Here is a 22,709-nt window from a genome sequence, read left to right on the forward strand (position 1 = left end):
AAGGCGGCGCATCCGGGCTCAGGCTTTGACTTTCACATAGGAGCCCGGCGCGTCCTCGAGCGCCGGGTAGGGGCCGTCGCCGGGCGTTCGGGCGGGCGCCATCGTCGCGTCGGAGGCGGCGAGCCAGGCTCGCCAGTCCGGCCACCAGGAGCCCGGCCTCTCCTCGGCCTTCGCCACCCAGTCGGCAAGCGTCCCGCGGGGCTCCTCGCCCACCCAGTGCTGGTACTTCATGCGCGCCGGCGGGTTCACGACGCCGGCGATGTGACCCGAGCCCGCCAGCACGAACCGCGCGGGGCCGCCGAACAGCTGCGCGCCCAGGAACACCGAACGCGCGGGCGCGATGTGATCCTCGCGCGTCGCGAGATTGTAGGTCGGCGTCATGACCTTCTTCAGGTCGAGCGTCTTGCCGCCGATCTCCATGCGGCCCTCCGCGAGGTCGTTATGGAGGTAGCAGCCGCGCAGATAGAAGGAGTGGTTCGCGGCCGGCATGCGGGTCGCGTCCGAGTTCCAGTAGAGCAGATCGAACGGGAAGGGCGCTTTTCCCTTCAGATAGTTGTTCACGACATAGGGCCAGATCAGGTCGTTCGAGCGGATCATGTTGAAGGCGTTCGCCATCCGCGCGCCCTCGAGGTATCCGGTCTGCGCCATGTGCGCCTCGACGGCCGCGACCTGCTCCTCGTCCACGAAGACCTTGAGGTCCCCGGCGTCGGTGAAGTCCACCTGCGCCGTCATGAACGTCGCGCTGGCGATGCGCTCGTCATTCGTCTGGGCCATATAGGCGAGCGTGATCGCGAGCAGCGTGCCGCCGACGCAATAACCGACCGTGTCGACCTTCTCGACCGCGCAGATTTCACGGGCGACGTCGACCGCCTGCATGATGCCTTCGCGCATGTACTGCTCGAAGCTCTTCCGCGCGTGCCGTGCGTCCGGGTTGACCCAGGACACGCAGAAGATGGTCAGCCCCTGTTCGACGCACCACTTGATCATGCTCTTCTCGGGAGTCAGATCGAGGATGTAGAACTTGTTGATCCAGGGCGGCACGATCACGACCGGACGCGTGCGGACCAGTTCAGTCGCCGGCGAATACTGGATCAGCTCGAACAATTCGTTCCGGTAGACGACCTTGCCCGGCGACACGGCGAGGTTGCGGCCGACCTCGAAGCTGGCCGGATCGGTCTGCCGGATCCGCAGGTCGCCCTGGCCGGCGGCGATGTCCTCCGCGAGCATGCGCATGCCGCGCACCAGATTCTCACCCTTGCTCGCGAGCGTTTCGCGGATGAGTTCCGGATTCGTCGGAACGAAGTTCGAAGGCGACGCCGCGTTCGACAGCAGCTTCACGTAGAAGGCCGCCTTGTGCCGGGTGTGCGGGTCGATTTCGTCGGCCTCTTCGACAATGCGCTCAGCCCAGCGCGAGGCGTGCAGATAGGCCTGTTTGAGGAAGTCGAAGACCGGGTTCTCGGACCATTCCGGATCCCGGAAACGCTGGTCCTTCGGGTCCGGGCGAACCAGCGGCTCGGCGTCTTCTCCCGAAAAGCGCCTGAGCGTCCCCGCCCAGAGGTCCAGGAAGCCGCTCGCGAAGGCGCGCTGCGCCTCGGCGACACGCGCGGGCTCCGCGAGCCAGCGCTCGGCGACCTGCCCGAGCGTCTTCACGATGTCCGCGATCTGCTCGGCGCCCGACGACGCTTTTGCGCCGTTCTCCCGCGGGCGCATGTAGGCCGACATGGCTCGGCCGCTCTCCTCCCAGAAGCGGGCCATGTTGGCGGCGAACGCCTCGACCTCCGGCGTGAGGAAGGGCGTCTCGGTCCCGTCGCCCGCGCCGTGGTCCTGCGGCCCGGCGCCGGCGGCCTCCTCCGAGGCGGGCTGAGCATCTCCGGGCGGCGCCTTGCGATCCTCGGACCGGTCGGCTCCGGCGGCGCGGGCGTTCTCGCGCCGCGCGGGCTTCTTGGCCGTCTTGCCCGGCTTCGCGGGGGCTCGCGGTTCGGCCTTCGGGCGCGCCGCCTTGGCTTTGGAGGCGCCGCCGGGCCGCTTTGCCGCTTTGGGCCGGGCGGGCGCCACGTCCGCGTCGGCCGCGGCGGAGGGCGCCTTCGGCCTCGCGCGCACAGTGGAAAGTTCAGCCGTCGCCGGACGTGAGGCGGCCTCGACCGGTTTGGTCGGGGATCGGCTCACGGTGCTCCGGGCCATGCAGGCGGTCCTTTCCCTCGGATCCACGGTGAAGCGGCCGCCCGGACGCCCCGTGGGTTGCTTCAAGTCTTGTTCCCGTGACAATAGGCGCAAGCTGATCGGGACGCCACGGTCAGCCGCCGCCGTCCAGAAATTCCGATCCTCATTCCTTCGCCAGAGACGCGCCGATGACCCTGCCCGGGAAGCTCCTTCGCGCCGCGCTCGTGGTCGCCAGCGCGGGCGCTTTGCAGGCGTGTGGACCCTACGGGCCAAAGGGCGATCGCGGGCTGCCGCCGCCCCCGGCGGCGTTGCCCTATCCGAACGTCTACCGCACCCAGCCGGACGTTCACGGCAGGCTCAAGAGCCCCGAGGAGCAGAAGAGGCTCGAGGCCGACCTGCTGGCGGGCAAGCGGCAGTCGCGGCAGAGCCGCTAGCTCGCGCGGTTTCGCGGCGGGAAAGCGACCGCGGGGTTTGATCGCAGTCGGCCTGTACGATATTGCCTTCAGACTCGGCTGCTCTAGGCCGCTCCAACCGCGAAACGCGTCGCCATGACCGAATTTCACTCCGTTCGCCGCCTCCCGCCTTACGTCTTCGAACAGGTGAACCGGGTGAAGGCCGCCGCCCGCAAGGCCGGAGCCGACATCATCGATCTCGGCATGGGCAATCCCGACCTTCCCACGCCCGAGCACATCAACGCGAAGCTCGTGGAGGCGGTGACCAAGCCGCGGACCAACCGCTACTCGACCTCCAAGGGCATTCCGGGGCTGAGGCGCGCGCAGGCGGCCTATTACGCCAGACGCTTCGGCGTGAAGCTCGACCCGGACACGCAGATCGTCGCGACGCTGGGCTCGAAGGAAGGCTTCGCCAACATGGCGCAGGCCATCACCGCGCCCGGCGACGTCGTGCTGGCGCCGAACCCGAGCTATCCGATCCACGCTTTCGGCTTCCTGATGGCCGGCGGCGTCATCCGCAACGTGCCGGCGACGCCGGGGCCGGATTACTTCCGCGCGCTCGAGCGCGCGGTGATCCACTCGATCCCGAAGCCGATCGCGATCATCACCTGCTATCCGTCGAACCCGACGGCCGAGGTCGCGGATCTCGACTTCTACAAGGACGTCATCCGCTTCGCGAAGCAGCACGATCTGTTCGTGCTCTCCGACCTCGCCTATTCGGAGATCTATTTCGACGGCCCGCCGCCGCCCTCGATCCTGCAGGTGCCGGGCGCGTTCGACGTCGCCGTCGAGTTCACCTCGCTCTCCAAGACCTATTCGATGCCGGGATGGCGGGTCGGCTTCGCGGTCGGCAATGAGCGGCTCATCGCGGCGCTGGCGCGCGTGAAGTCCTATCTCGACTACGGCGCCTACACGCCGATCCAGGTGGCGGCCTCGGCCGCCCTGAACGGCCCGGACGACTGCATCGTCGAGGCGCGCGAAATCTACCGCAAGCGCCGTGACACGCTCGTGGAATCCTTCGGTCGGGCAGGGTTCCCGGTGCCGTCGCCGCGGGCGTCGATGTTCGCCTGGGCCCCGATTCCCGAGAAGTTCCGCCCGCTCGGCAGCGTCGAGTTCTCGAAGTTGCTGGTGGAGAAGGCCTCTGTCGCCGTCGCGCCCGGCATCGGGTTCGGAGAGCACGGCGACGACTTCGTGCGCATCGCGCTGGTGGAGAACGAGCACCGCATCCGGCAGGCCGCGCGGTCGATCCGCCGGTTCCTTGAAACGGCCGACGATACGTTGCACAACGTCGTCCCGCTCGCGGCGGCCCGGTAAGCACCATCCCGGGCCGGCTCGCGCCGGCCCTGAAGCAATAGCCGCGCGGACGCGCTGCGTGCTTCGAGACGCCCTGGTCCAGAGCCAGGGCTCCTCAGCATGAGGCGCAGTCCGCCGACGGCTTTCCGCCGCCTGATGCTGGGGAGCGTCCTTTCGGATGCGCTTCGACGCGCGTGGCCGGCCGTCGCGGTCCGCCCCGCCCTTCTGTCTCTGAACGGAACAGCCTCATGGCCGAACCTCTGAAAGTCGGCGTCGCCGGTCTTGGCACCGTCGGCGCCTCGGTTGTCCGCATCCTTCAGCAGAAAGCGGAGCAGATCGCGGCGCGCGCCGGCCGCCCGGTTGTGGTGACGGCGGTTTCGGCCCGCGACAAGGGCCGCAGCCGCGGCCTCGACCTTTCGAACGTCGCCTGGCACATGGATCCGAGCCAGCTCGCGCGGGCGCGGGACGTCGATCTCGTGGTGGAGCTGATCGGCGGCGCCGAAGGCCCGGCGCGCGCCTGCGTCGAGACCGCGCTGGGGGCCGGAAGGCCGGTCGTGACGGCCAACAAGGCCCTGCTGGCCAAGCATGGCGTCGCTCTCGCGCTCGCGGCCGAGGGGGCCGGCGTTACCATCGCGTTCGAGGCTGCTGTCGCGGGCGGCATCCCGATCGTCAAGACGCTGCGCGAGGGCCTCACCGGCAACAACGTCAGCCGCGTGTTCGGCATCCTCAACGGCACGTGCAACTACATCCTGACCCGTATGGAGAAGGACCGGATCGGCTTCGCGGAATGCCTCGCGGACGCCCAGCGCCTCGGCTACGCCGAGGCCGACCCGACTTTCGACATCGGAGGGTTCGACGCGGCTCACAAGCTCGCCCTGCTGGCCGCGCTCGCGTTCGGCGTCCAGGTCGATCCGGACGGCATCTATATCGAGGGCATCGCCTCCATCACGCCGTTCGACCTCGCCATGGCCGAGGAGCTTGGCTTCCGGGTCAAGCTGCTCGGCGTCGCTACGCAGAGCGAATCCGGGATCGAGCTTCGGGTGCATCCCTCGATGCTCCCGAAGGACAGCGCGATCGCCCGCGTCGACGGCGTCACCAACGCCGTGGAGATCGACGGCGACGTGGTCGGCGCGCTCGTGCTCGCCGGGCCGGGCGCGGGCGGCGACGCCACCGCGTCGGCGGTCATCGCCGACATCGTCGACATCGCCCGCGGCGCGAAGCTGCCGGTGTTCGGCGTGCCGGCGGCCGAGCTCACCGCGCCCAAACGGGCGCCTATGGGCACCCATCAGGGCGGTTACTACATCCGCCTCTCGGTCCTCGACCGGCCGGGGGCCGCTGCGGCCATCGCCACCCGCATGGCGGAGCAGGGCATCTCCCTGCGCAGCATCGTCCAGCGCGGCCGCGAGCCGGACTTCGACCGCCCGAACGCCGACCCGGTCGCGGTCGTGCTCATCACTTACGCCACCAACGAGGCTGCGCTGCGCGTTGCGCTGGACGCGATCGAAGCGGACGGTCATATCGATGGTGCGCCTCAGGTGATACGAATCGAGAAACGCTGAGGCGGAGCGCGCAACGACGCGCCGAGGAAACGTCATGGCCAAGTCGAGCGCCGCAGGACGCTCCGTCGTGTCCCTCCGGGGCGCGGGAACGAAGTCTCTCTCGCTTCACGAGATGATCGACCGCTCGCTGGTGATCGAGGTGGTGCGCGTCACCGAGCACGCGGCCGTGGCGGCCGCCCGGCTGCGAGGGCGCGGCGACGAGATGGCCGCCGATCAGGCCGCCGTCGACGCCATGCGGCGGATGCTGAACGCGCTCCCGATCCAGGGCACGGTGGTGATCGGCGAGGGCGAGCGCGACGCAGCCCCGATGCTCTACATCGGCGAGGAGGTCGGAGATCCGGCCGGCCCGCGGTTCGACATCGCGCTCGACCCGCTGGAGGGCACGACCCTCTGCGCCAAGGATCAGCCGGGCGCCATCACGGCGATCGCGCTGGCCGAGCCGGGCACGCTGCTCAACGCGCCCGACGTCTACATGGACAAGATCGCCATCGGGCCGGGTTATCCGGAAGACACCGTTCATCTCGACTGGTCGCCGGCCGAGAACATCGCGCGTCTCGCGAAAGCGAAAGGCGTCTCGGTCCGCGAGATCACCGCCTGCGTGCTGGACCGGCCGCGCCACGCGCGGCTGCTCGAGGCGATCCGGGGGACCGGCGCATCTGTGCGGCTGATAGCCGACGGGGACATCGCCGGGGTGGTGGACGCCACCAATCCGAACGACACAGGCGTCGATATCTATCTCGGCGTCGGCGGCGCTCCGGAAGGCGTGCTTGCGGCGGCGGCGCTCAAATGCCTCGGCGGCTTCATGCAGGGCCGACTCCTGCTCGACGATCCGGAGAGCCGGCGGCGGGCCGCGGAGATGGGGATCAGCGATCCGCGCCGGGTCTACAGCGTCAGCGACATGGCGGCGGGCGACGTGCTGTTCGCCGCGACCGGCGTGACCGGCGGGGGCATGCTGGCCGGCGTGCGCTTCGGTCCCGAAGGCATCGTGACCGAGACGATCGTGATGCGTCATTCCACCGGCGCGCGCCGGCGCATCCGGTCCGAGCATCGGATGACGGGACGGTTCGACCGCGCCTGACGGTCTGGGCCGCCGGGCGCTTCTCGGCTACCACCAACGTCCGAGCCTCGCCGCGATTCGGCGGGTGTGACGAGACGATCGCTCGAATGACCGCCGCTCTCCGCACCGCGCGCCCGCGCGGCGACGCGTTTCTCGGCGTCGAAGCCTCCTTCGACGGTCGGCCCTGGCGCGACCGGCTCGACGCGCGCGGCCGGGCGGCCGCGGCCGAGATCGTCCGGGACCATGGACATTCGGAACTGCTGGCGCGCGTTCTGGCGGGGCGGAATGTCCCGAACGCGGAAGCGTCCGCCTTCCTGGAGCCTTCGCTTCGGGGGCTGATGCCCGACCCCTCATGCATGACGGACATGGACGCGGCCGCGGCCCGTCTCGCTGACGCCATCGAGGGCGGCGAGGCGATCGCGGTGTTCGGCGATTACGACGTGGACGGCGCCACGTCCGCGGCGCTGCTGGCCGGCTTCGTCACCGAGGCCGGGGGCGACGCCCGGACCTACATCCCGGACCGCATCTTCGAAGGCTACGGCCCGAATGTCGGCGCGATCGACATGCTCGCCGACGGCGGCGCCAGGCTGCTGGTGACGGTCGATTGCGGCTCGACGAGCTTCGAGGCGCTCGATCACGCGCGACGCCGCGGCATGGACGTGGTCGTGCTCGACCACCATCAGGTCGGCGCCGAGCTTCCGGCGGTCAGCGCGCTGGTGAACCCCAACCGGCAGGACGATCTTTCCGGTCTCGGCCATCTGGCTGCGTGCGGCGTGGTGTTCATGACGCTGGTCGCGACCCAGCGTGAGCTTCGTCGCCGCGGTTTCTGGGCCGCGCGCGGCCGGGAGCCGGACCTTCTGGCGGCGCTCGACCTGGTGGCTCTCGGAACGGTGGCCGACGTCGTCCCGCTGACGGGGCTGAACCGCGCCTTCGTCACGAAAGGCCTGATCGCGATGCGTTCGCGCCGCCGTCTCGGTCTGCGCGCGCTGATGGACGCCGCCCGGCTCGACGGGCCGGTCGCGCCCTATCACCTGGGCTTCCTGCTTGGGCCTCGGATCAACGCGGGAGGCCGCATCGGCGACGCCGGGCTGGGCTGCCGCCTGATGCTGTGCGGCGACGAGACCGAGGCGACGCGCATCGCGGCGGAGCTCGATCGACTGAACGGCGAACGGCAGGCGATCGAGCGCGCGACGCTCGCGGAGGCGGAGGCCGAGGCGCTCGCCGCGCTCGGGCTGGACGGCGAGGGCGCTTCCGTCGTCGTCGTGTCCGGAGAAGGTTGGCATCCGGGCGTCGTCGGCCTCGTCGCCGCCCGGCTGAAGGAGCGCTATCGCCGGCCGGCGTTCGCCGTCGCCTTCGGGGCCGACGGCGTGGGGACAGGTTCGGGACGTTCGATCTCCGGCGTCGACCTCGGCGCCGCCGTGCGAGAGGCGGTCGGCGAGGGGCTGCTGGTCAAGGGAGGCGGCCACGCCATGGCGGCCGGCGTCACGCTCAAGGCCGAGCGGCTGGGAGCCTTCCGGGCGTTTCTGGAGCAGCGCCTGGCGGCAGCGGTCGCGGCGGCGCGCGGCGAGCGCGCCCTCAAGATCGACGCCGCGCTGACGGCCGCGGCCGCGACGCCGAATCTCGTGCGGGAGCTCGATCGCGCGGGTCCATTCGGCGCCGGCTCGCCCGAGCCTCTTCTGGCGCTGCCGGGGCACGCCGTGACCTCTGCGGACGTCGTCGGCCAGGGCCACATCCGGCTTCGGCTGCGCGCCGGCGACGGCGCCTCCGTGGGCGCGATGGCGTTCCGCGCGGCGGAGACCGATCTGGGCCGCGCCCTGCTCGCGAGCAGGGGCGCGCGCATCCATGCGGCCGGCTCACTCACGATCGACCGCTGGGGTGGTTCCGAACGGGTGTGTCTTCGGGTGGTGGACGCCGCGCGCGCGGAGTTTTGACGCGCTTGTGCATGCGCGCGCGCTTGTCGGCGAACCATGAACGCGCCAACTGTCGACATCTTCGCAGGCTAGCGTCGACCTTCCCCCAACAGCACGACCTGAAGAGCTCCATTGTCCGACCCCGCACGCAGTGAACCCCTCGAGGCAGGCGACCAGCCGCAACTGGCCGGAGGAGGTTTCTCGGAGGTCCTGCAGCGGCTGAGCGAAGGCGACGTCGAGCGGGTCAGCGTCGGGGCGATTCTGGAGGCTTTCGGCGACCGGGCTTTCGGCGCCCTGCTGCTGGTGTTCGCGCTCCCCAACGCCTTGCCGATGCCTCCCGGGACTTCGGCGGTCCTGGGCGCGCCGCTGGTGTTCATCGCCTTTCAGCTGATGATCGGCCGCTCCGTGCTGTGGCTGCCGAGCTTCATCACCAAGCGGTCCATGCGCCGCGAGGATTTCGGCGCGCTGACCGCGAAGGTCGTCCCCTGGGTCAAGCGGCTGGAGCGACTTCTGAAACCGCGCGCGCAGCTGCTGACCACCCCGGTGGCCGACCGGTTCACCGGAGCGGCCTGCTTCGCGCTGTCGCTGATTCTCTTCCTGCCGATTCCCTTCGGCAACATGCCGCCCGCCGTGGCGATCTCGGCCTTCGCCCTTGGCATGCTCGAAGCCGACGGCGTTGCGATCGCGATCGGCTGGCTGTCGACCACGGTCAGCTTCGGTATCATGGTGGCCCTCTGGAAGGTCGTCCTGGCCGGCGTCCACGCTTTTGCGGCCCCGGTGCTGCGGCTCTTCGGCTTCTGAGCCCCGCGCCGGAGCTTCTGGCTTGCCCAGGCCCGGCAACCCCCCTATACGTCCCCCCGCCGCGCCCTTCGTCTATCGGTTAGGACGTCAGCCTTTCACGCTGGAGAGACGGGTTCGACTCCCGTAGGGCGCGCCACTTCCGCCATCATGGCGTTGATCTGAGATCCTCTCATCCGTCTCGATAAGCTGTCGCCGCCGCGCGACGGGGGGCGGCCATGTGCGCCTGCCGACGCGCTTAAGGAGGCGCGGCGCCCGTCGTCGCGTTGCTTCGGTCCGGCGCCTCTCCACGAGGCTGCAGGGGGGGGACGCTGAAACAGAGCAGGGGGACAAACAGTCCCCGAGCACAGGCGCAACGGGCCTGCAGGCGGCGTCATCCTCGTCCGCAAACTGACCGCCACTGAAGGAGGGAGGAAGAGCCGTCTTCCCTGGACCCGCTATTGGCGCTGAGGCCGCGGCGCGGCTGACGCCGACCGGCGATTCGTATGGCCGGTCCCGCGCCGGGTCGCGCCGTCACGGCAGGCGCGAGCCTTCGCCCTCAGGCGTCGAATCGCGCGCCGGCCTCGAGTCCTACCGCCTGGGCCCAATCGGCCGCTGGCGCCTTCGCTTCGCCCTCCGGCTGCACGCGGGTCACGCGGAACCGACCATCGGCGCACACGACCACAAACCCGTCCTGCTCGACGGCGACGATCTCGCCGAGCTTGCCGCCGATGTCCTTCGGCGTCTTGGCGGGCAGGGGCCTGGCGTCCAGGATCTTCACGACCTGGCGGCCAAGGGTCGTCCAGGCGCCGGGGGAGGGGTTGCACCCCCGGATCAGCCGGTCGATCTGCTCCCACGGCTTGCCCCAGTCGATCCGGGCGTTGCCCTTGCGGCAGAGGCCCTCATAGGTCGCCCGGCTTTCGTCCTGCTTTATGTGCGGCGCCCTGCCCGCCTTCACGAGGTCCACGGCTTCGAGGATCGCCTCGACGCCCATCGGGAACAGGCGATCGAAATAGACCGAGCCGAGCGTATCCTCGGGGCCGATCGGGGTGGTCTTCTGCAGAAGCACGTCGCCGGTGTCGAGGCCGTCATCGGGCCAGAAAATCGAGAGACCGGTCTCGGTCTCGCCCTTGATGATCGGCCAGTTGATCGCCGACGCGCCGCGATAGGCCGGCAGCAGGGACGGGTGGTACTGGATCGAGCCATGCGTCGGGATGTTGAGGAAGCTCGACGGCACGAACAGCGTGACGAAGGCCATGACCTGGAGGTCCGGCTTCAAGGCTCGGAACTCTTCCGCCACCGCCTCGTCCTTGTAGGAGGAGGGCTGCCGGACTTCGAGCCCGGCGGCCAGCGCGGCCTCCTTCAGCGGGTCGGCCTTCTGGCCTTCCTTCTCCGGCGCGACATAGACCGCGACGACCTCTTCGCCGCGCGCCAGCAGCGCCTCGAGCACCGCCTTGCCAAAAGCCTGTTGACCGTGAACGACGATCCGCATCGAGCTCTCCGCGATGTTCGGCGCCGCTGATCAAATGCGCCGATTATGACGACGGTCGGAGGGTTTGGAACGTGGATGTGCTCGAACCAACCGACGCCGTGGTGTGGCTGACGGACATCACTCTGTCTGAGGCCGAAATCAAGGTCGAGGTCTCAACGCCGCCTTACGACTACGGGCGACAGGGAGCCAACGGGCTCGCTTACGCCAAGTACGTTGTGTCAGACGACGGCTGGAAGGGCGTCGCGACGTTCTTCCGTCGTCACGGCGACGCGATCCGGCGACTCATCGAGTCCGGCGCCATCGGGGCGGCGACGCTCGACGTGGCCTTTGTCTTCCCCGCGGAAAGGATCTCGCGGAGCGCAGAGATTCCGCCCGACGTCGCGGCGATCGTTGGGGCCTCTGGCGTCAGCCTTGTCATCTCGACCTACCCGTCAGACGGTAGCTGAGACGACGGCTTCGGCCGTAAAAGAAGCCCTGCCGCCGGAGCGGCAGGGCTGCAATTGATGCGCTGGCAGCTTACTCCGCTGCGAGCTTGGTCACGCGGCCGCAGGCGCCCGATCCTTCGATCTCGGCGACCTCGTTGTCGTCATAGCCGAGAACCTCGCGAAGGATCTCCTCGGTGTGCTCGCCGAGCAGGGGCGAGCGGACGACCTCGACCGGGCTGTTCGACAGCTTGATGGGGCTGCCGACCGACAGATACTTGCCGCGCGTCGGATGATCGACCTCCACGACGGTGCCGTTGGCGCGCAGCGCCTCGTCCTCGGCGATCTCCTTCATCGAGAGGATCGGCCCGCAGGGGATGTCGTACTCGTTGAGGATGTCCATCGCCTCGAACTTGTCGTGCTTCATCGTCCACGCCTCGATGCGCGTGAAGATCTCGTTCAGATGCGGCAGACGCGCCTTCGGCGTGGCGTAGTTCGGGTCGGTCTTCCAGCCCGGCTCGCCGATGATGTCGCAGATCGGCTCCCACACCGCGGCCTGGGTGATGAAGTAGATGTAGGCGTTGGGATCGTGCTCCCAGCCCTTGCACTTCAGGATGCGGCCGGGCTGGCCTCCGCCGGAGTCGTTGCCGGCGCGCGGCACTGCGTCGCCGAACGGCACGCCCTCTCCGAACTGGCTGTACTCCTTGAGCGGGCCGCGCTCGAGGCGCTGCTGGTCACGCAGCTTGACGCGGCAGAGGTTCAGCACGGCGTCCTGCATCGCGCAGTCCACCTTCTGGCCGACGCCCGAATGGGTACGGTGATAGAGCGCCGTCACGATGCCGAGCGCGAGATGGAGGCCGGTGCCGGAGTCGCCGATCTGCGCGCCGGTGACCATCGGAACGCCGTCGCGGAAGCCGGTCGTCGAGGCCGAGCCGCCAGCGCACTGCGCGACGTTCTCATAGACCTTGCAATCCTGGTAGCGGCCGGGGCCGAAGCCCTTGACGGAGGCGACGATCAGCTTCGGGTTGGCCTCGTGCAGCTTCTCCCAGGAGAAGCCCATCCGGTCGAGCGCGCCGGGCGCGAAGTTTTCGACGAGGACGTCGCACTCCTTCACGAGCCGCCAGAGCACTTCCTTGCCCTTGGGGCTCTTGGTGTCGATCGTGATCGAGCGCTTGTTGTGGTTCAGCATCGTGAAATAGAGGCTGTCCACGTCCGGGATGTCCTGGAGCTGCTGACGGGTGGCGTCGCCGGCGCCGGGGCGCTCCACCTTGATGACGTCCGCGCCGAACCAGGCGAGCAACTGGGTGCAGGTCGGGCCCGACTGCACATGGGTGAAGTCCAGGATCCGGACCCCTTCGAGAGCCTTGCTCATAACGTCTTCTCCTCCCGTCCCGGGCCGATTGCGATGCCGATGCACTGGTGTGCCAGCCTTTAAGCGGAAATGGCGTCGCGGGAAAAGCGCCGTCAGATCGCCTGCCCGCGTCCAGTCGGCAGACTTAAGTCGAATGCGCCCATCAGGAGGCCTGTTGAGCGCCTTGGAATATCGCTTGTTCGCGTCCGGTTGTCCCGACTGAGCACAGGCGACGAAGCTGCAAGCGAGCGCCGATGTCCGCAGCGCCGGAGCAGGGCGATCTCAGCTGAAGCCCGCCAACGCCAGCGACCTTCGGATAGCTGGCATGCCACGAATCGGCCTGTCAACGAGCGCTGCGGCGCCGACGATGTCCCTTTTTGCTGCGGTGCGAGAGCGCGGCTCGCGGCCCTAACGCCCTGAAGCTCCAAGGAGATGTTCCGCGCGCTCCGCAGGCGCTCGAAGCGGACCCTGCTCTGTGAGAGTTGGGTGAGAGGGGATGCGCAAGCCCATCCGGCCTACCTTTCCGGCCCAGGCCGAAAAATTTTTTTCAAGCGCCAAGCCGAATTTTTTCTTCAATCGCTACAATGTGATCGGCCCGTTTTTAGGCCTTGCGAGCGCTCACGGAAATGTGTGGTTGTGGGTTCTCGCGCTTGCCCAACTGGCATTAGGCATACCAGGATGCCTCTAAGGGTGGCGTTGACCGCTCGGCAAAAGCGAAAGCTTAAGGGGTAGGAAATGACTGTTTCGCCTGAGACTGGGGGCCAAGCGCCCCGGGTCAGCGACGCCTATCGCTGGACCCAGCTCGCCGTCGGCGTGCTCTGCATGGTGATGATCGCCAACCTGCAATATGGCTGGACGTTCTTCGTCACCGACATCCAAAAGACCTTCGGCTGGGATCGCGCCGCCATCCAGTGGGCGTTCACGCTGTTCGTGCTGTTCGAGACCTGGCTTGTCCCGGTCGAAGGCTGGTTCGTCGACAAGTACGGGCCGCGCTCCGTCGTCATGTTCGGTGGCGTGCTGTGCGGCGTCGGCTGGGTGATCAACGGCTACGCGACGTCGCTGACCGGCTTCTATATCGGCCAGGTGATCGCGGGCATCGGCGCCGGCGCCGTATACGGCACCTGCGTCGGCAACGCTCTGAAGTGGTTCCCCGACAAGCGCGGGCTCGCCGCCGGCATCACGGCCGCCGGCTTCGGCGCCGGCTCGGCGCTGACCGTCGCCCCGATCCAGGCGATGATCGCAAACTCGGGCTTCCAGGCCGCGTTCATCAACTTCGGCATCGGCCAGGCCGTGATCATCATGATCGCCGCGATCTTCCTCGTCGGTCCGCGGACGGGCCAGGTTCCGGTTCCGGTGGTGAGCCACAACATCGTTCAGTCGCGGCGGAACTACAGCCCCGGCGAAGTGCTCAAGCACCCGATCTTCTGGCTCATGTACCTGATGTTCGTCGCCGTGGGCGCGGGCGGCCTGATGGTCACCGCGAACCTGAAGCCGATCGCGGCCGACTTCCACATCGACAAGATCGACGTCACCCTCGCGGGCCTGACCATGACGACCGTGACCTTCGCGGCCACGATCGACCGCATCCTCAATGGCCTCACCCGTCCGTTCTTCGGCTGGATCTCCGACAAGATCGGCCGTGAGAACACGATGTTCATCGCGTTCGGCTTCGAGGGCGTGGGCATCTACCTGCTGTACCTCTACGGCCATGACCCGGTGATGTTCGTCATCCTGACCGGCCTCGTGTTCTTCGCCTGGGGCGAGATCTACTCGCTGTTCCCGTCGACCTGCACGGACACGTTCGGCTCGAAGTTCGCGACCACCAACGCCGGCCTGCTCTACACGGCGAAGGGCACAGCGGCTCTGCTGGTGCCGTTCGCCAACATCCTGCAGCAGTCCAGCGGCTCTTGGGACGGCGTGTTCCTGGTGGCGGCGGCGGCGAACATCCTCGCCTCGTTGCTCGCGGTCCTCGTGCTCAAGCCCTGGCGCCGCAGCGTGGTGGCCAATGCGCAGATCGAGACGCAGGACGCCCCAGCCCCGCGGAGCGCGCCAGCCGTCTGAACTCGGCGAGCTCCGCCCGACCGCTCGGTGCGAAAGGCCTCCGGCGACCCCGCCGGAGGCCTTTCAGCTTAACGGGTCTCAGCCTTTAGTCTGCGGCGGTATGAAACTTCGCCACAGCGCCTCGCTCTGGTATGCAAAGTTGCGGTCAGAGTTGTCCGGGGAGTGAATGCTTTGAGAACACCGTTGCGGTGGCCTGTCGAGGACGACCCGCACGACGAACTCGTTCTCGAGCGTTTTGCGCCCGAGGAGACCTACAAGACGAGGGTCTACGCCGCCCTCAAGCAAGCCATCGTCAACATGGACATCTACTCCTCGGAGGATCCGACCTGGCTGGACGAGCGCCAGCTGTCGGAGCGCCTGGGGGTGAGCCGCACGCCCGTCCGCGAGGCGATCGCCATGCTGGAGCAGGAGGGATTCGTTAAGTCGATGCCCCGCCGCGGCATCATGGTCCTGAAGAAGACGCGGCGCGAAGTCACCGAGATGATCGAAGCCTGGGCCGCGCTTGAGAGCATGGCGGCCCGCCTTGCCGCCCAGAAGGCGAGCGACTCCGACATCGGCAAGCTTCGCAAGCTTTTCGAAGGCTTCAACGAGAGCCACAGGCCGGCCGATTACCTGAGCGAATATTCGGCCGCCAACATCCAGTTTCATCAGACCCTGATCAGGCTCAGCGGCTCCCACGTGCTGCTCGAGATCACGTCGAACATCCTCATGCATGTCCGCGGCATCCGGCAGATCACGATCGGCCGCGACGACCGCGCGACGCGCTCGATGGACGACCATCTGGCGATCATCGAAGCGCTCGAGCGGCGCGACGTGGACGGAGCCGAACGCCGGTCGCGAGAGCACACGCTGGGGCTTGCGCGCTACGTCGAGGAGCACGGCGACATCTTCGACTGAACGGCCGCGAGCGTCCGCCCTTGGGCGACTTGGCGCTCGGAAGCATCGGGTATACCAAAGAGCGCCGCCCAGGCGCCCGATGGAGGGACTTGTCGCGCCATGCGACTCCACGAATTCCAGGCGAAGCGGCTGCTGGCCGACTATGGATTGCCCACGCCGCGCGGCGGGGTCGCGTTCACGCCCGACGAGGCGGAGGCGATCGCCCGTGACCTCGCGGTCAGCCCGCTCGCGGTCAAGGCGCAGGTCCTCGCCGGCGACCGGCTGCAGGCAGGCGGCGTGCGGATGGTGCAGGGGCCGGCCACGGTGCGTTCGGCCGCCGCCTCCATGCTGGGACAGCGGCTAGCGACCGCCCAGACCGAAGACGAAGGCCTGATCGTCCGGCGCGTCTATGTGGAGGAGGGGGTCGCGATCGCGCGGTCGCTCTACCTGACGCTGCTGATCGATCTCAGGACCGCGGGACTCATCGTCATCGGCAGCCCCGAAGGGGGCGAGGGGATCGAGGAGCGCGAGCGCAGAGGGGACCTGCGCTGCGAGCGATTGAGCCTGCCCGTCGGCGGTCCCGCCGATCGCGCGGAACTCTCCGGCTTCCTCGGCCGACTCGGTCTCGAGGGAGCGACCCTCGAGCGTGGTTGCGATCTCGTCGAGGGGTTGAGGCGCGCCTTCGTGGAGCTCGACGCCAGCCTCATCGAGATCAACCCGTTGGCGGTCACGACCTCCGGCGAGCTCAAGGCGATCGACGTCAAGATGGCGGTCGACGACAACGCCCTGTTCCGTCATCCGGAGCTCGCCTCGTTGCGCGACGAGGCGGAGGCCGAGCGGATGAAGCTGAGCGCGCACCGCAACCAGCTGAATTTCGTCCAGCTCGACGGCGATATCGGCATCGTCTCCAACGGCGCCGGATTGGGCCTCGCGACGCTCGACATGGTCCATCGCGCCGGCGGCCGGCCGGCGAACTTCATGGACATTCGAACCACGGCGCGCAGCCTCGACATCGCGCACGGATTCGCGCTGCTGCTTGACAATCCGAAGATCCGCACGCTGCTGATGAACGTGCATGGCGGCGGCATGCAGTCCTGCGACACGATCGCCGAAGGCCTCGGGATCGCGCTGCGCAAGTCCGGCCGCAAGCTGCCGATCGTGGTCCGCCTCGCCGGCCTCAACGCCGACCTCGGGCGCTACCGGCTCGCCAACTTCGGCTGCCACGTCATAGAGGCGCCGGACATGGGTACGGCCGCCGAACACGCTGTCGCCGTGGCGGCGGGGAGGACCTGACATGGCGATCCTCCTCGACCGCGATACGCGCGTGCTGTGCCAGGGGATGACCGGCTGGGCCGGCAGCCACCACGTCGCGCAGATGATCGAATACGGCACCCAGGTCGTCGCCGGCGTCACGCCCGGCAAGGGCGGACGCACGCATCTCGGCCTGCCGGTCTATGACCGGGTCGCGGACGCCCGGAGCGAAACCGGGGCGAACGCCAGCATCGTCTTCGTGCCGCCCGTCAATGCGGCCGCGGCGATGATCGAGGCGATCGAAGCCGAGATCCCGCTGGTCGTGACCGTGACCGAGCGGGTCCCGGTGCTCGACATGGTGCGGGTGCGGGACGCCCTTAGGGGCTCCGGAACACGGCTCGTCGGCGCCAACTCGCAGGGCGTCCTCGCTCCCGGAATCTGCAAGCTTGGCGTCATGGCGACGGGGTCGGAACGTCCCGGCGTCGTCGGCGTCGTCTCGCGCTCCGCCTCGCTCACCAGCGAGGTGGTCGCGCAATTGACGGAGGCGGGCCTGGGACAGTCGACCACGGTGGGCGTTGGCGGCGATCCCGTGCATGGCATGTCGATGCGTGATTGCCTTGAGCTGTTCCTCGCCGACGACGAGACAAAGGGCGTCGTGCTGATCGGCGAGATCGGCGGCTTCGAGGAGGAAGAGGTCGCGGACTTCATCGCCCAGGTGAGGCCAGCCAAGCCGATCGTTTCGCTGGTCGTCGGGATCCACGCGCCGCGCGAGCGCCGCATGGGCCATGCCGGCGCGCTGACGTCCGGCGGTTCCGGCGACGCGGCCGCCAAGGCGGCGGCGCTGGAGCGAGCCGGCGCCCGCATCGCGGCCAGCGCGCATCTCGTAGGCCGCACGATGGCCGAAGCCCTGTCCGGCGGCCGCTAGCAGGCGATCTCTCGACAAGAGCGGCGCTGCCTGACGCCCGGGGCGACCAGGCGACGAGCGCCCGCGCTCTGGCCGGACGCGGTCGAGGAACCGCAAAGTGATGGGCGCGGCGCCTCGCCAACGCTGTCTCGGGACGGCAAGTTCACGGTCCGCTGTTCGTCGCGAGAAAGGATCGTCGCCAATGTTCGCCGCCGCATCGACCCGCTGGGCGCCCTACGTCCTCAGCATCCTCCGGATCATGTCCGCTCTGCTGTTCATCGCCCACGGAACGATGAAGCTCATTGGGTTTCCGGCCGCCTACCCCAACCCGTTGACGGCGCTCTCCGCCACGGCCGGCGGCCTGGAGATGTTCGGGGGCCTGTTGCTGGCGATCGGCCTCTTCACGCGCCCGGTCGCGTTCCTGCTGTCGGGGCAGATGGCGGTCGCCTACTTCATGGCCCACGCGCCGAAGAGCTTCTACCCGGTGCTGAACGGCGGCGACGCGGCGATCCTGTTCTGCTTCGTCTTCCTCTATCTCGTGTTCGCCGGCCCGGGCCCATGGAGCATCGACGCCATGCGGGCGAAGGGCCGTCCGGTCTGAGGCTTGTTCTCGAGCTTCGGCCCGTCGAGCGGCGCAAGGCCCGAGCGGGCCGCGTCCCGTCTGGTCGCGACGCTGCGCCGCGCTGCGGCGATCGCCCGAGCGAGCCGTCGGAGGTCAGGGAGCGGCGCGGCCTTGTTGTCGTAGAGATGACGGTCGAGCTCGGCGATCGCCGCCCGGATGTCGCTGCGGCCTGACCACGCCGCGGTGCGCTCCGGTTCGGCGCGCGCGAGCTCGGAGATCGCGGCGCGCGCGCCGGCCGCGTCGGCGCGCCTGGCGGCCGCCTTGAGCTTCCAGAGCGCCCGCGGCGGCAAGGCCGGCAGCACCGGACGTCGGCCTCCGCCGACGAGCAGCAGCGCGACGCCGGCCAGAAAAGCCAGCAACCCCGCCGCCGCCGTGGCGGCGGCGGACGGGCGCTCGACCGTGGTCGCCGCGCCGCCGGGCGCGCCGGCGGCCGCGGCCCACGCCATGCGCTGCGCCGGTATGGTGGCGGTCCGCATCGTCCTGGAGACGGTGTCGAACCAGGGGATCTGCACCGGCTCCACGATCGCCGGAAAGGCCGTCGTCGGCCGCATGTCCCACCGATAGACCGCGCGCGCGACAGGGCCGGACGCGGTGATCCGCGTGTCCCGTTCCGTCGGCCCGCGGAAGCTGATGACGCCGGGGGAGCGCATCACCGGGGGTGGGGGAAGCTGCTCGGCCGTCACGCCGAAAGCCTCGATGGTGACCGTGCGCCGCGTGGTCTCGCCGCGCGGAACGTGGTTCGGGTCCGAGGCCCACTCGTCCGTGACCCGAACCTCGCTCGCCGGAAGCCACCAGGCGCTAGGGTCGGACGGTCCTCCGGGGCCGTTCCATTTGGCGATGTTGATCGTGACCGGCGGCGACTTCACCTCCAGCTCCCGGCTGCCCACGCCGTCGACCACGCTCAGTTTGTGGGTGAAGCTGCCGATCGTGAGGGGGCCGCTCTTCTCGGCGAAGACCGCGATCACCCGCTCGTAGCCGGTGGCGGAGAAGCCGCCGAAGTTCGTCTCGAACGCCCTGTCCATGGTCAGGTGCATCCAGCCGAAATCGGTCAGCGACGGCTGCAGCAGATGCTGGATCTTGATCCTGGGGCGATAGGTCCCGCGGATGCGCACGAGGATCAGCTCGTTCGGATAAGGGTCGACGCCGTGTGTCTCGGGCAGGACCTCGAGCTTCACGTCATCGAAGATCGACCGCTCCTGGGCGGCCGCGGAGGCGGCCAGCATGGGCCCCGCTAGCAGGATCGCCAGGGTGAGGAGACGCCTCTTCGCCATCAGGATCATGCTCCTCTTCGGAACAGCATGAGCAGCGGAAGAGCCGCTGCGAAAAGCAGCCAGCGCCCGAGATCATACCAGGCGAGCGATGCGTATGCGCCGGGGCCCAGCCTCTGCGCCGCTCCGCGCGCGAGCCGGTCCTCGACTGGCGCGAGATGCTCGATATCCGAGGCGGTTCCCCCGCCGATGGAGGCGAGCGCGTCGAGTTCGGGGCGTCCCGTGGGCTTCGGGCCCGGCGGAGCCGCGGAGGGCGCCTTGGGCGCGACGTAGAGAGCGTGAACGGCGTGGCCGTCATCGGCGAGGGCGCGGGCTTCGTTCCGCGCGCCTTCGTCGATGCCGCCGCCGTCGGTGATGAGGATCACGTCGCCGGAGACGACTTCCGCGTCCGCAAGCGTCTTCCGCGCCAGGGCGAGCGCGCGCGTGGGGGCGCTGCCGAGATCAGGCACGGCGCCGCCGTCGAGCGAGAACAGCGTGGTCTCGAGCCCCTTCCGGTCTGCGGTGGGCGGGCTCACCAGATAGGCGTCGCCCGCGAAGGCGATGACGGCGACCTGCCGCGAGCCTCCGGCTTCCGCAGCCTCGAGCGCGGCGATCTTGGCGTCGCGGAATTGCGGGCTGTCGGCGACGGAACGCGAAAGATCGAGCGCGATGATGATCGTGTCGAGGTTGCGGAAGCTCGACGTCTGACTGCGCTCGACGGCGGGACCGAGCAGCGCGAGCGCGATCAGGGCCGATCCGGCTGCGGCGAAGGCCGCTCCGCCGCCTTTCCCGGCCACCACCGCCCCGCGCCGGGTGAGGGCCTCCAGCAGATGCGGATCGACCGCTCTCCGCCAGTCGCCGACCCCGCCCGCGCGACGGACGGCGGCCAGCATGGCCAGCGCCGCCACCGGCAGACCCAAGATCCACCATGGCCGCAGCAAGGCGAGGCCGAAAACCTCGATCATGGGCCTCGCCTCCGGGTCAGCACGGTGCCGGCGGAAGCCATGAACGCGAGGGCGGCGGGCCAGGGCCAGAGCTCCCGCCAGATCGGCGCCGGCGGCGCGATCGACCGGGTGGGCTCGATCTCGTCGATCACGTCGATCGCCGCCTTGAGATCGTCGCTCGTCTTCACCCGGAACGCGCGGCCGCCGCTCGCCGAGGCGATCGCCTCCAGGGTTTGGACGTCGACCACATCGGGGTTGTAGTCGGTCTCGCCGAGAGCGCGGGGGCCCATGGCGATGGTGTGCACGCGGACGTTCATCTCGGCGGCCAGTCTCGCGACGTCCTTGGGCGCGGAGTTGCCGGCGTTGTTGACGCCGTCCGACAGCAGCACGACGACCCGCGACTTCGCGTCGGTCGACGCCAGCCGGCGAAGGGCGAGGCCGAGCCCGTCCCCGATGGCGGTGGAGCGGCCCACAAGGCCGATAACGAAGCCGTCCAGCGACCGCGCGACCGCCTCGACGTCATAGCTCGGCGGCGACACGACCGCCGCCCGATCCGCATAGGCCACGACGCCGACGCGGTCGCCGGCGCGACTGCGGATGAACCTGGCGCCGAGCGTCTTGACCACGTCGAGCCGGCGCACCGTGGCGCCGTCCAGTTCGAAGTCCGTGCGCTCCATGCTGCCGGAAAGGTCGAGCGCCATGATCAGGTCGCGCCCCGTCGTCGGCAGCGCTTGGGCGGGCAGCACGACCTGCGGGCCGGCGAGGGCGGTCACGAGGGCGATCCACGCGATCCACGCCAAGGCTGTCTTGCCGGTCGAGGCGACGGCCGACGCGTCAGCTTCTCCATGCGGGCCGGCGACGGTGCCCGGAACCTTCAGCGCCCCGCCCACCCGGCCCTCGGCCGGCAGCACGCGCCGCACGAGGAGCGGCAGCGGCAGCAGCAGAAACAGCAGGGGCGTCGCAAACTGCCACATCCGTCAGCGCCGAAGGCCGGAGATCAGCGCCGCGAGTCGACGATCGATCTCACCCTCTGCCTCGCCTGCGCCGTCGGGCCGCACGTAAAGGCCCGTGGCGAACACCTGTCCGGCGCCGGAGGTGAAAAAGTCCGTGCGGAGGACGCGGTCCAGCGTCTCGCCCCAGGCGAGACCCTCGCGGCGCGCCGCTTCGTCGCCGTCGATCGTTCTCACCACCCGGCGCAGCAGCGCGGCCTGCGCGACGCGCCGATCGGGCTCGGGCAGATCCTTCGCCCGATGGAGGGCGTCGAGCGCGGAGACGCGCAACGACTGCTTCGGCCGGAACAGCACGCGGATCGCGATCGCGGCCGCGAGCGCCGCCAGCAGCCCGACCGCGGCAGAAAGCCAGATGTCGGACCAGAACGACGCCGGCTGTTCCGGAAGGTGCAGACCCCGGAGGCCGTCGAGCGGATCAGTGGACGGCATCGAGCCGCTCCAGCAGAGGCGCGACCCGCTCGGGCCCCGCGGCCGCGTCGATCGAGATCACCGGCACTCCGAGCCCCATCAGGCGCTCACGCCGGAAGTCGGCGCGCGCATCGCCGCCGCGGCGTCCCGAGAGCCAGCCGCTGCGGCCGTCGCGGGACAGAAACGCATAGGCGCCGCGGGGCGCGTCGCGCTCGAATGCGTCCGTCACGAGCAGAACCGCGATCGAGACGCGGGTCGAGGCGGCCCGGACGACCTCGTCGAACCGCAGCCCCGGCTCGTCGAGCCCGCTGGCGAGGATCAGATGGCCGCCGCGGGGAAGCGCCCCGACGGCGATCTCGAGCGCGTCCGCAAGCGGCGGATCGGGTTGGTCCGGGGCGGCCAGAGCCTCCGCATGGGCGCGCGCCATGACGCCGATGACGCCGTTCATGGCTCGCTCGCCGCCTTTGGGGCGGGCGAAATCGGGCTCGCCCGCGCCGGCCGCCAGCAGACCGATCCGGCCGCCTTCGGCGGCGGCCCGCCAGCCGACGAGCGCCAGCGCCTCGGCCGCCGCGACCGAGCGAAAGGCGCGGCGGGTGCCGAACAGCATCGCCGGCCTGAAATCGGCGACCAGCAGCACGGCGCGCTCGCGCTCGTCCCGGAAGGTGCGCGTATGAAGCTCGCCGGTGCGCGCCGTCGCGTTGCGGTCGATGTGCCTGATGTCGTCGCCGTCGATCCAGGGGCGCACGTCGTCGATCTCGCTGCCGCGTCCGCGGCGGCGGGTGACGATGCCCCCCGGCCGGGCCGCGAGCCGGCGCGACGAAGACGCCGGCGCGCCGCGCGCGAGGTGGCGCAGCCCCAGGAGCGCGGCGGCGTCGACGTCGACCCCCGGAACCGGAACGCCCTCCACCGCGGC

General features: G+C 69.4%; 20 protein-coding genes and 1 tRNA gene. 13 read left to right on the plus strand and 8 right to left on the minus strand.

The features are described from left to right. Window positions 1–18: 18 nt before the first annotated feature. Window positions 19–1,755 carry a class I poly(R)-hydroxyalkanoic acid synthase gene (phaC, locus tag GGR24_RS04145; protein WP_246398047.1) on the minus strand — a complete coding sequence of 579 codons (1,737 nt, stop codon included), beginning with the start codon at window positions 1,753–1,755 and terminating at the stop codon, window positions 19–21. A gap of 593 nt (window positions 1,756–2,348) precedes the next feature. Between phaC and GGR24_RS04150 the strand changes: the two genes are divergently transcribed. The 7 genes from GGR24_RS04150 to GGR24_RS04180 all read left to right on the plus strand — a co-directional run bounded on the left by GGR24_RS04150 (window position 2,349) and on the right by GGR24_RS04180 (window position 9,368). After that, window positions 2,349–2,594 carry a hypothetical protein gene (locus tag GGR24_RS04150; protein WP_183393987.1) on the plus strand — a complete coding sequence of 82 codons (246 nt, stop codon included), beginning with the start codon at window positions 2,349–2,351 and terminating at the stop codon, window positions 2,592–2,594. A 114-nt stretch (window positions 2,595–2,708) separates the two neighbouring features. Next, entirely contained in the window at window positions 2,709–3,926 is a 1,218-nt protein-coding gene (locus tag GGR24_RS04155) for an LL-diaminopimelate aminotransferase (protein WP_183393988.1), read from the plus strand. Window positions 3,927–4,153: 227 nt separating this feature from the next. Continuing rightward, on the plus strand, window positions 4,154–5,464 hold the full coding sequence (locus GGR24_RS04160) for a homoserine dehydrogenase (RefSeq protein WP_183393989.1): 1,311 nt from the start codon (window positions 4,154–4,156) through the stop codon (window positions 5,462–5,464). A 112-nt stretch (window positions 5,465–5,576) separates the two neighbouring features. Beyond that, window positions 5,577–6,542 carry a class II fructose-bisphosphatase gene (gene glpX, locus GGR24_RS04165; RefSeq protein ID WP_246398049.1) on the plus strand — a complete coding sequence of 322 codons (966 nt, stop codon included), beginning with the start codon at window positions 5,577–5,579 and terminating at the stop codon, window positions 6,540–6,542. Between the two features lie 86 nt (window positions 6,543–6,628). After that, a complete protein-coding gene (gene recJ, locus GGR24_RS04170; RefSeq protein ID WP_183393991.1) occupies window positions 6,629–8,452 on the plus strand; it encodes a single-stranded-DNA-specific exonuclease RecJ in 1,824 nt (607 codons plus the stop codon). A 111-nt stretch (window positions 8,453–8,563) separates the two neighbouring features. Next, window positions 8,564–9,232: an exopolysaccharide biosynthesis protein gene (locus tag GGR24_RS04175; RefSeq protein WP_183393992.1), complete on the plus strand. Its 669-nt coding sequence runs from the start codon at window positions 8,564–8,566 to the stop codon at window positions 9,230–9,232. Window positions 9,233–9,293: 61 nt separating this feature from the next. Further along, window positions 9,294–9,368, plus strand: a tRNA-Glu gene (locus GGR24_RS04180). Between the two features lie 399 nt (window positions 9,369–9,767). Here GGR24_RS04180 and GGR24_RS04185 read toward each other — a convergent pair. Then, window positions 9,768–10,700: a methionyl-tRNA formyltransferase gene (locus tag GGR24_RS04185; protein WP_183393993.1), complete on the minus strand. Its 933-nt coding sequence runs from the start codon at window positions 10,698–10,700 to the stop codon at window positions 9,768–9,770. A gap of 71 nt (window positions 10,701–10,771) precedes the next feature. On the opposite strand from GGR24_RS04185, the gene GGR24_RS04190 reads away from it, so the two are divergent. Continuing rightward, window positions 10,772–11,146, plus strand: coding sequence for a hypothetical protein (locus GGR24_RS04190; protein ID WP_183393994.1), 375 nt, complete (start codon window positions 10,772–10,774; stop codon window positions 11,144–11,146). 70 nt (window positions 11,147–11,216) lie between these two features. Here the strand turns inward: GGR24_RS04190 and frc are convergent, their stop codons facing one another. After that, window positions 11,217–12,494 carry a formyl-CoA transferase gene (frc, locus tag GGR24_RS04195; RefSeq protein WP_183393995.1) on the minus strand — a complete coding sequence of 426 codons (1,278 nt, stop codon included), beginning with the start codon at window positions 12,492–12,494 and terminating at the stop codon, window positions 11,217–11,219. 714 nt (window positions 12,495–13,208) lie between these two features. Here frc and oxlT point away from each other — a divergent pair. The 5 genes from oxlT to GGR24_RS04220 all read left to right on the plus strand — a co-directional run bounded on the left by oxlT (window position 13,209) and on the right by GGR24_RS04220 (window position 18,166). Further along, complete coding sequence (oxlT, locus tag GGR24_RS04200; RefSeq protein ID WP_183393996.1) at window positions 13,209–14,534, plus strand: oxalate/formate MFS antiporter; 1,326 nt, start codon at window positions 13,209–13,211, stop codon at window positions 14,532–14,534. A gap of 171 nt (window positions 14,535–14,705) precedes the next feature. Then, window positions 14,706–15,431, plus strand: coding sequence for a GntR family transcriptional regulator (locus tag GGR24_RS04205; protein ID WP_183393997.1), 726 nt, complete (start codon window positions 14,706–14,708; stop codon window positions 15,429–15,431). A 99-nt stretch (window positions 15,432–15,530) separates the two neighbouring features. Further along, the gene (locus GGR24_RS04210) at window positions 15,531–16,703 is read left to right on the plus strand and encodes a succinate--CoA ligase subunit beta (RefSeq protein WP_183393998.1); all 1,173 of its coding nucleotides are present in this window, start codon (window positions 15,531–15,533) and stop codon (window positions 16,701–16,703) included. Window position 16,704: 1 nt separating this feature from the next. Then, window positions 16,705–17,586 carry a succinate--CoA ligase subunit alpha gene (sucD, locus tag GGR24_RS04215; protein WP_183393999.1) on the plus strand — a complete coding sequence of 294 codons (882 nt, stop codon included), beginning with the start codon at window positions 16,705–16,707 and terminating at the stop codon, window positions 17,584–17,586. A 181-nt stretch (window positions 17,587–17,767) separates the two neighbouring features. After that, entirely contained in the window at window positions 17,768–18,166 is a 399-nt protein-coding gene (locus GGR24_RS04220; protein WP_183394000.1) for a DoxX family protein, read from the plus strand. Here the strand turns inward: GGR24_RS04220 and GGR24_RS04225 are convergent. From GGR24_RS04225 to GGR24_RS04245, 5 genes are read right to left on the minus strand one after another with little or no spacing between them, the layout of a single operon-like run. Further along, window positions 18,097–19,458, minus strand: a complete 1,362-nt coding sequence (locus GGR24_RS04225; RefSeq protein WP_183394001.1) for a BatD family protein — start codon at window positions 19,456–19,458, stop codon at window positions 18,097–18,099. The two genes, GGR24_RS04220 and GGR24_RS04225, sit on opposite strands and share 70 nt — an antisense overlap. Window positions 19,459–19,463: 5 nt before the next feature. After that, on the minus strand, window positions 19,464–20,399 hold the full coding sequence (locus GGR24_RS04230; RefSeq protein ID WP_183394002.1) for a VWA domain-containing protein: 936 nt from the start codon (window positions 20,397–20,399) through the stop codon (window positions 19,464–19,466). Continuing rightward, window positions 20,396–21,352 (minus strand): VWA domain-containing protein, encoded by a 957-nt coding sequence (locus tag GGR24_RS04235; RefSeq protein ID WP_183394003.1) that lies wholly within the window; start codon window positions 21,350–21,352, stop codon window positions 20,396–20,398. The genes GGR24_RS04230 and GGR24_RS04235 overlap by 4 nt, the downstream gene beginning before the upstream one ends. A 3-nt stretch (window positions 21,353–21,355) precedes the next feature. Further along, the gene (locus GGR24_RS04240; RefSeq protein WP_183394004.1) at window positions 21,356–21,817 is read right to left on the minus strand and encodes a DUF4381 family protein; all 462 of its coding nucleotides are present in this window, start codon (window positions 21,815–21,817) and stop codon (window positions 21,356–21,358) included. Beyond that, complete coding sequence (locus GGR24_RS04245; RefSeq protein ID WP_183394005.1) at window positions 21,804–22,703, minus strand: DUF58 domain-containing protein; 900 nt, start codon at window positions 22,701–22,703, stop codon at window positions 21,804–21,806. Before GGR24_RS04245 ends, GGR24_RS04240 begins: the two co-directional genes overlap by 14 nt. Window positions 22,704–22,709: the final 6 nt, after the last annotated feature.

It is taken from the genome of Hansschlegelia beijingensis (assembly GCF_014196425.1).
In the GTDB taxonomy this organism is placed as follows: domain Bacteria; phylum Pseudomonadota; class Alphaproteobacteria; order Rhizobiales; family Methylopilaceae; genus Methylopila; species Methylopila beijingensis.

Coding starts and splice junctions, on each gene's coding strand:
- phaC (WP_246398047.1), bottom strand. CDS start 1,755: ATGGCCCGCTTCTGGGAGGAGAGCGGCCGAGCCATGTCGGCCTACATG.
- GGR24_RS04150 (WP_183393987.1), top strand. CDS start 2,349: ATGACCCTGCCCGGGAAGCTCCTTCGCGCCGCGCTCGTGGTCGCCAGC.
- GGR24_RS04155 (WP_183393988.1), top strand. CDS start 2,709: ATGACCGAATTTCACTCCGTTCGCCGCCTCCCGCCTTACGTCTTCGAA.
- GGR24_RS04160 (WP_183393989.1), top strand. CDS start 4,154: ATGGCCGAACCTCTGAAAGTCGGCGTCGCCGGTCTTGGCACCGTCGGC.
- glpX (WP_246398049.1), top strand. CDS start 5,577: ATGATCGACCGCTCGCTGGTGATCGAGGTGGTGCGCGTCACCGAGCAC.
- recJ (WP_183393991.1), top strand. CDS start 6,629: ATGACCGCCGCTCTCCGCACCGCGCGCCCGCGCGGCGACGCGTTTCTC.
- GGR24_RS04185 (WP_183393993.1), bottom strand. CDS start 10,700: ATGCGGATCGTCGTTCACGGTCAACAGGCTTTTGGCAAGGCGGTGCTC.
- frc (WP_183393995.1), bottom strand. CDS start 12,494: ATGAGCAAGGCTCTCGAAGGGGTCCGGATCCTGGACTTCACCCATGTG.
- oxlT (WP_183393996.1), top strand. CDS start 13,209: ATGACTGTTTCGCCTGAGACTGGGGGCCAAGCGCCCCGGGTCAGCGAC.
- GGR24_RS04210 (WP_183393998.1), top strand. CDS start 15,531: ATGCGACTCCACGAATTCCAGGCGAAGCGGCTGCTGGCCGACTATGGA.
- sucD (WP_183393999.1), top strand. CDS start 16,705: ATGGCGATCCTCCTCGACCGCGATACGCGCGTGCTGTGCCAGGGGATG.
- GGR24_RS04220 (WP_183394000.1), top strand. CDS start 17,768: ATGTTCGCCGCCGCATCGACCCGCTGGGCGCCCTACGTCCTCAGCATC.
- GGR24_RS04225 (WP_183394001.1), bottom strand. CDS start 19,458: ATGGCGAAGAGGCGTCTCCTCACCCTGGCGATCCTGCTAGCGGGGCCC.
- GGR24_RS04230 (WP_183394002.1), bottom strand. CDS start 20,399: ATGATCGAGGTTTTCGGCCTCGCCTTGCTGCGGCCATGGTGGATCTTG.
- GGR24_RS04235 (WP_183394003.1), bottom strand. CDS start 21,352: ATGTGGCAGTTTGCGACGCCCCTGCTGTTTCTGCTGCTGCCGCTGCCG.
- GGR24_RS04240 (WP_183394004.1), bottom strand. CDS start 21,817: ATGCCGTCCACTGATCCGCTCGACGGCCTCCGGGGTCTGCACCTTCCG.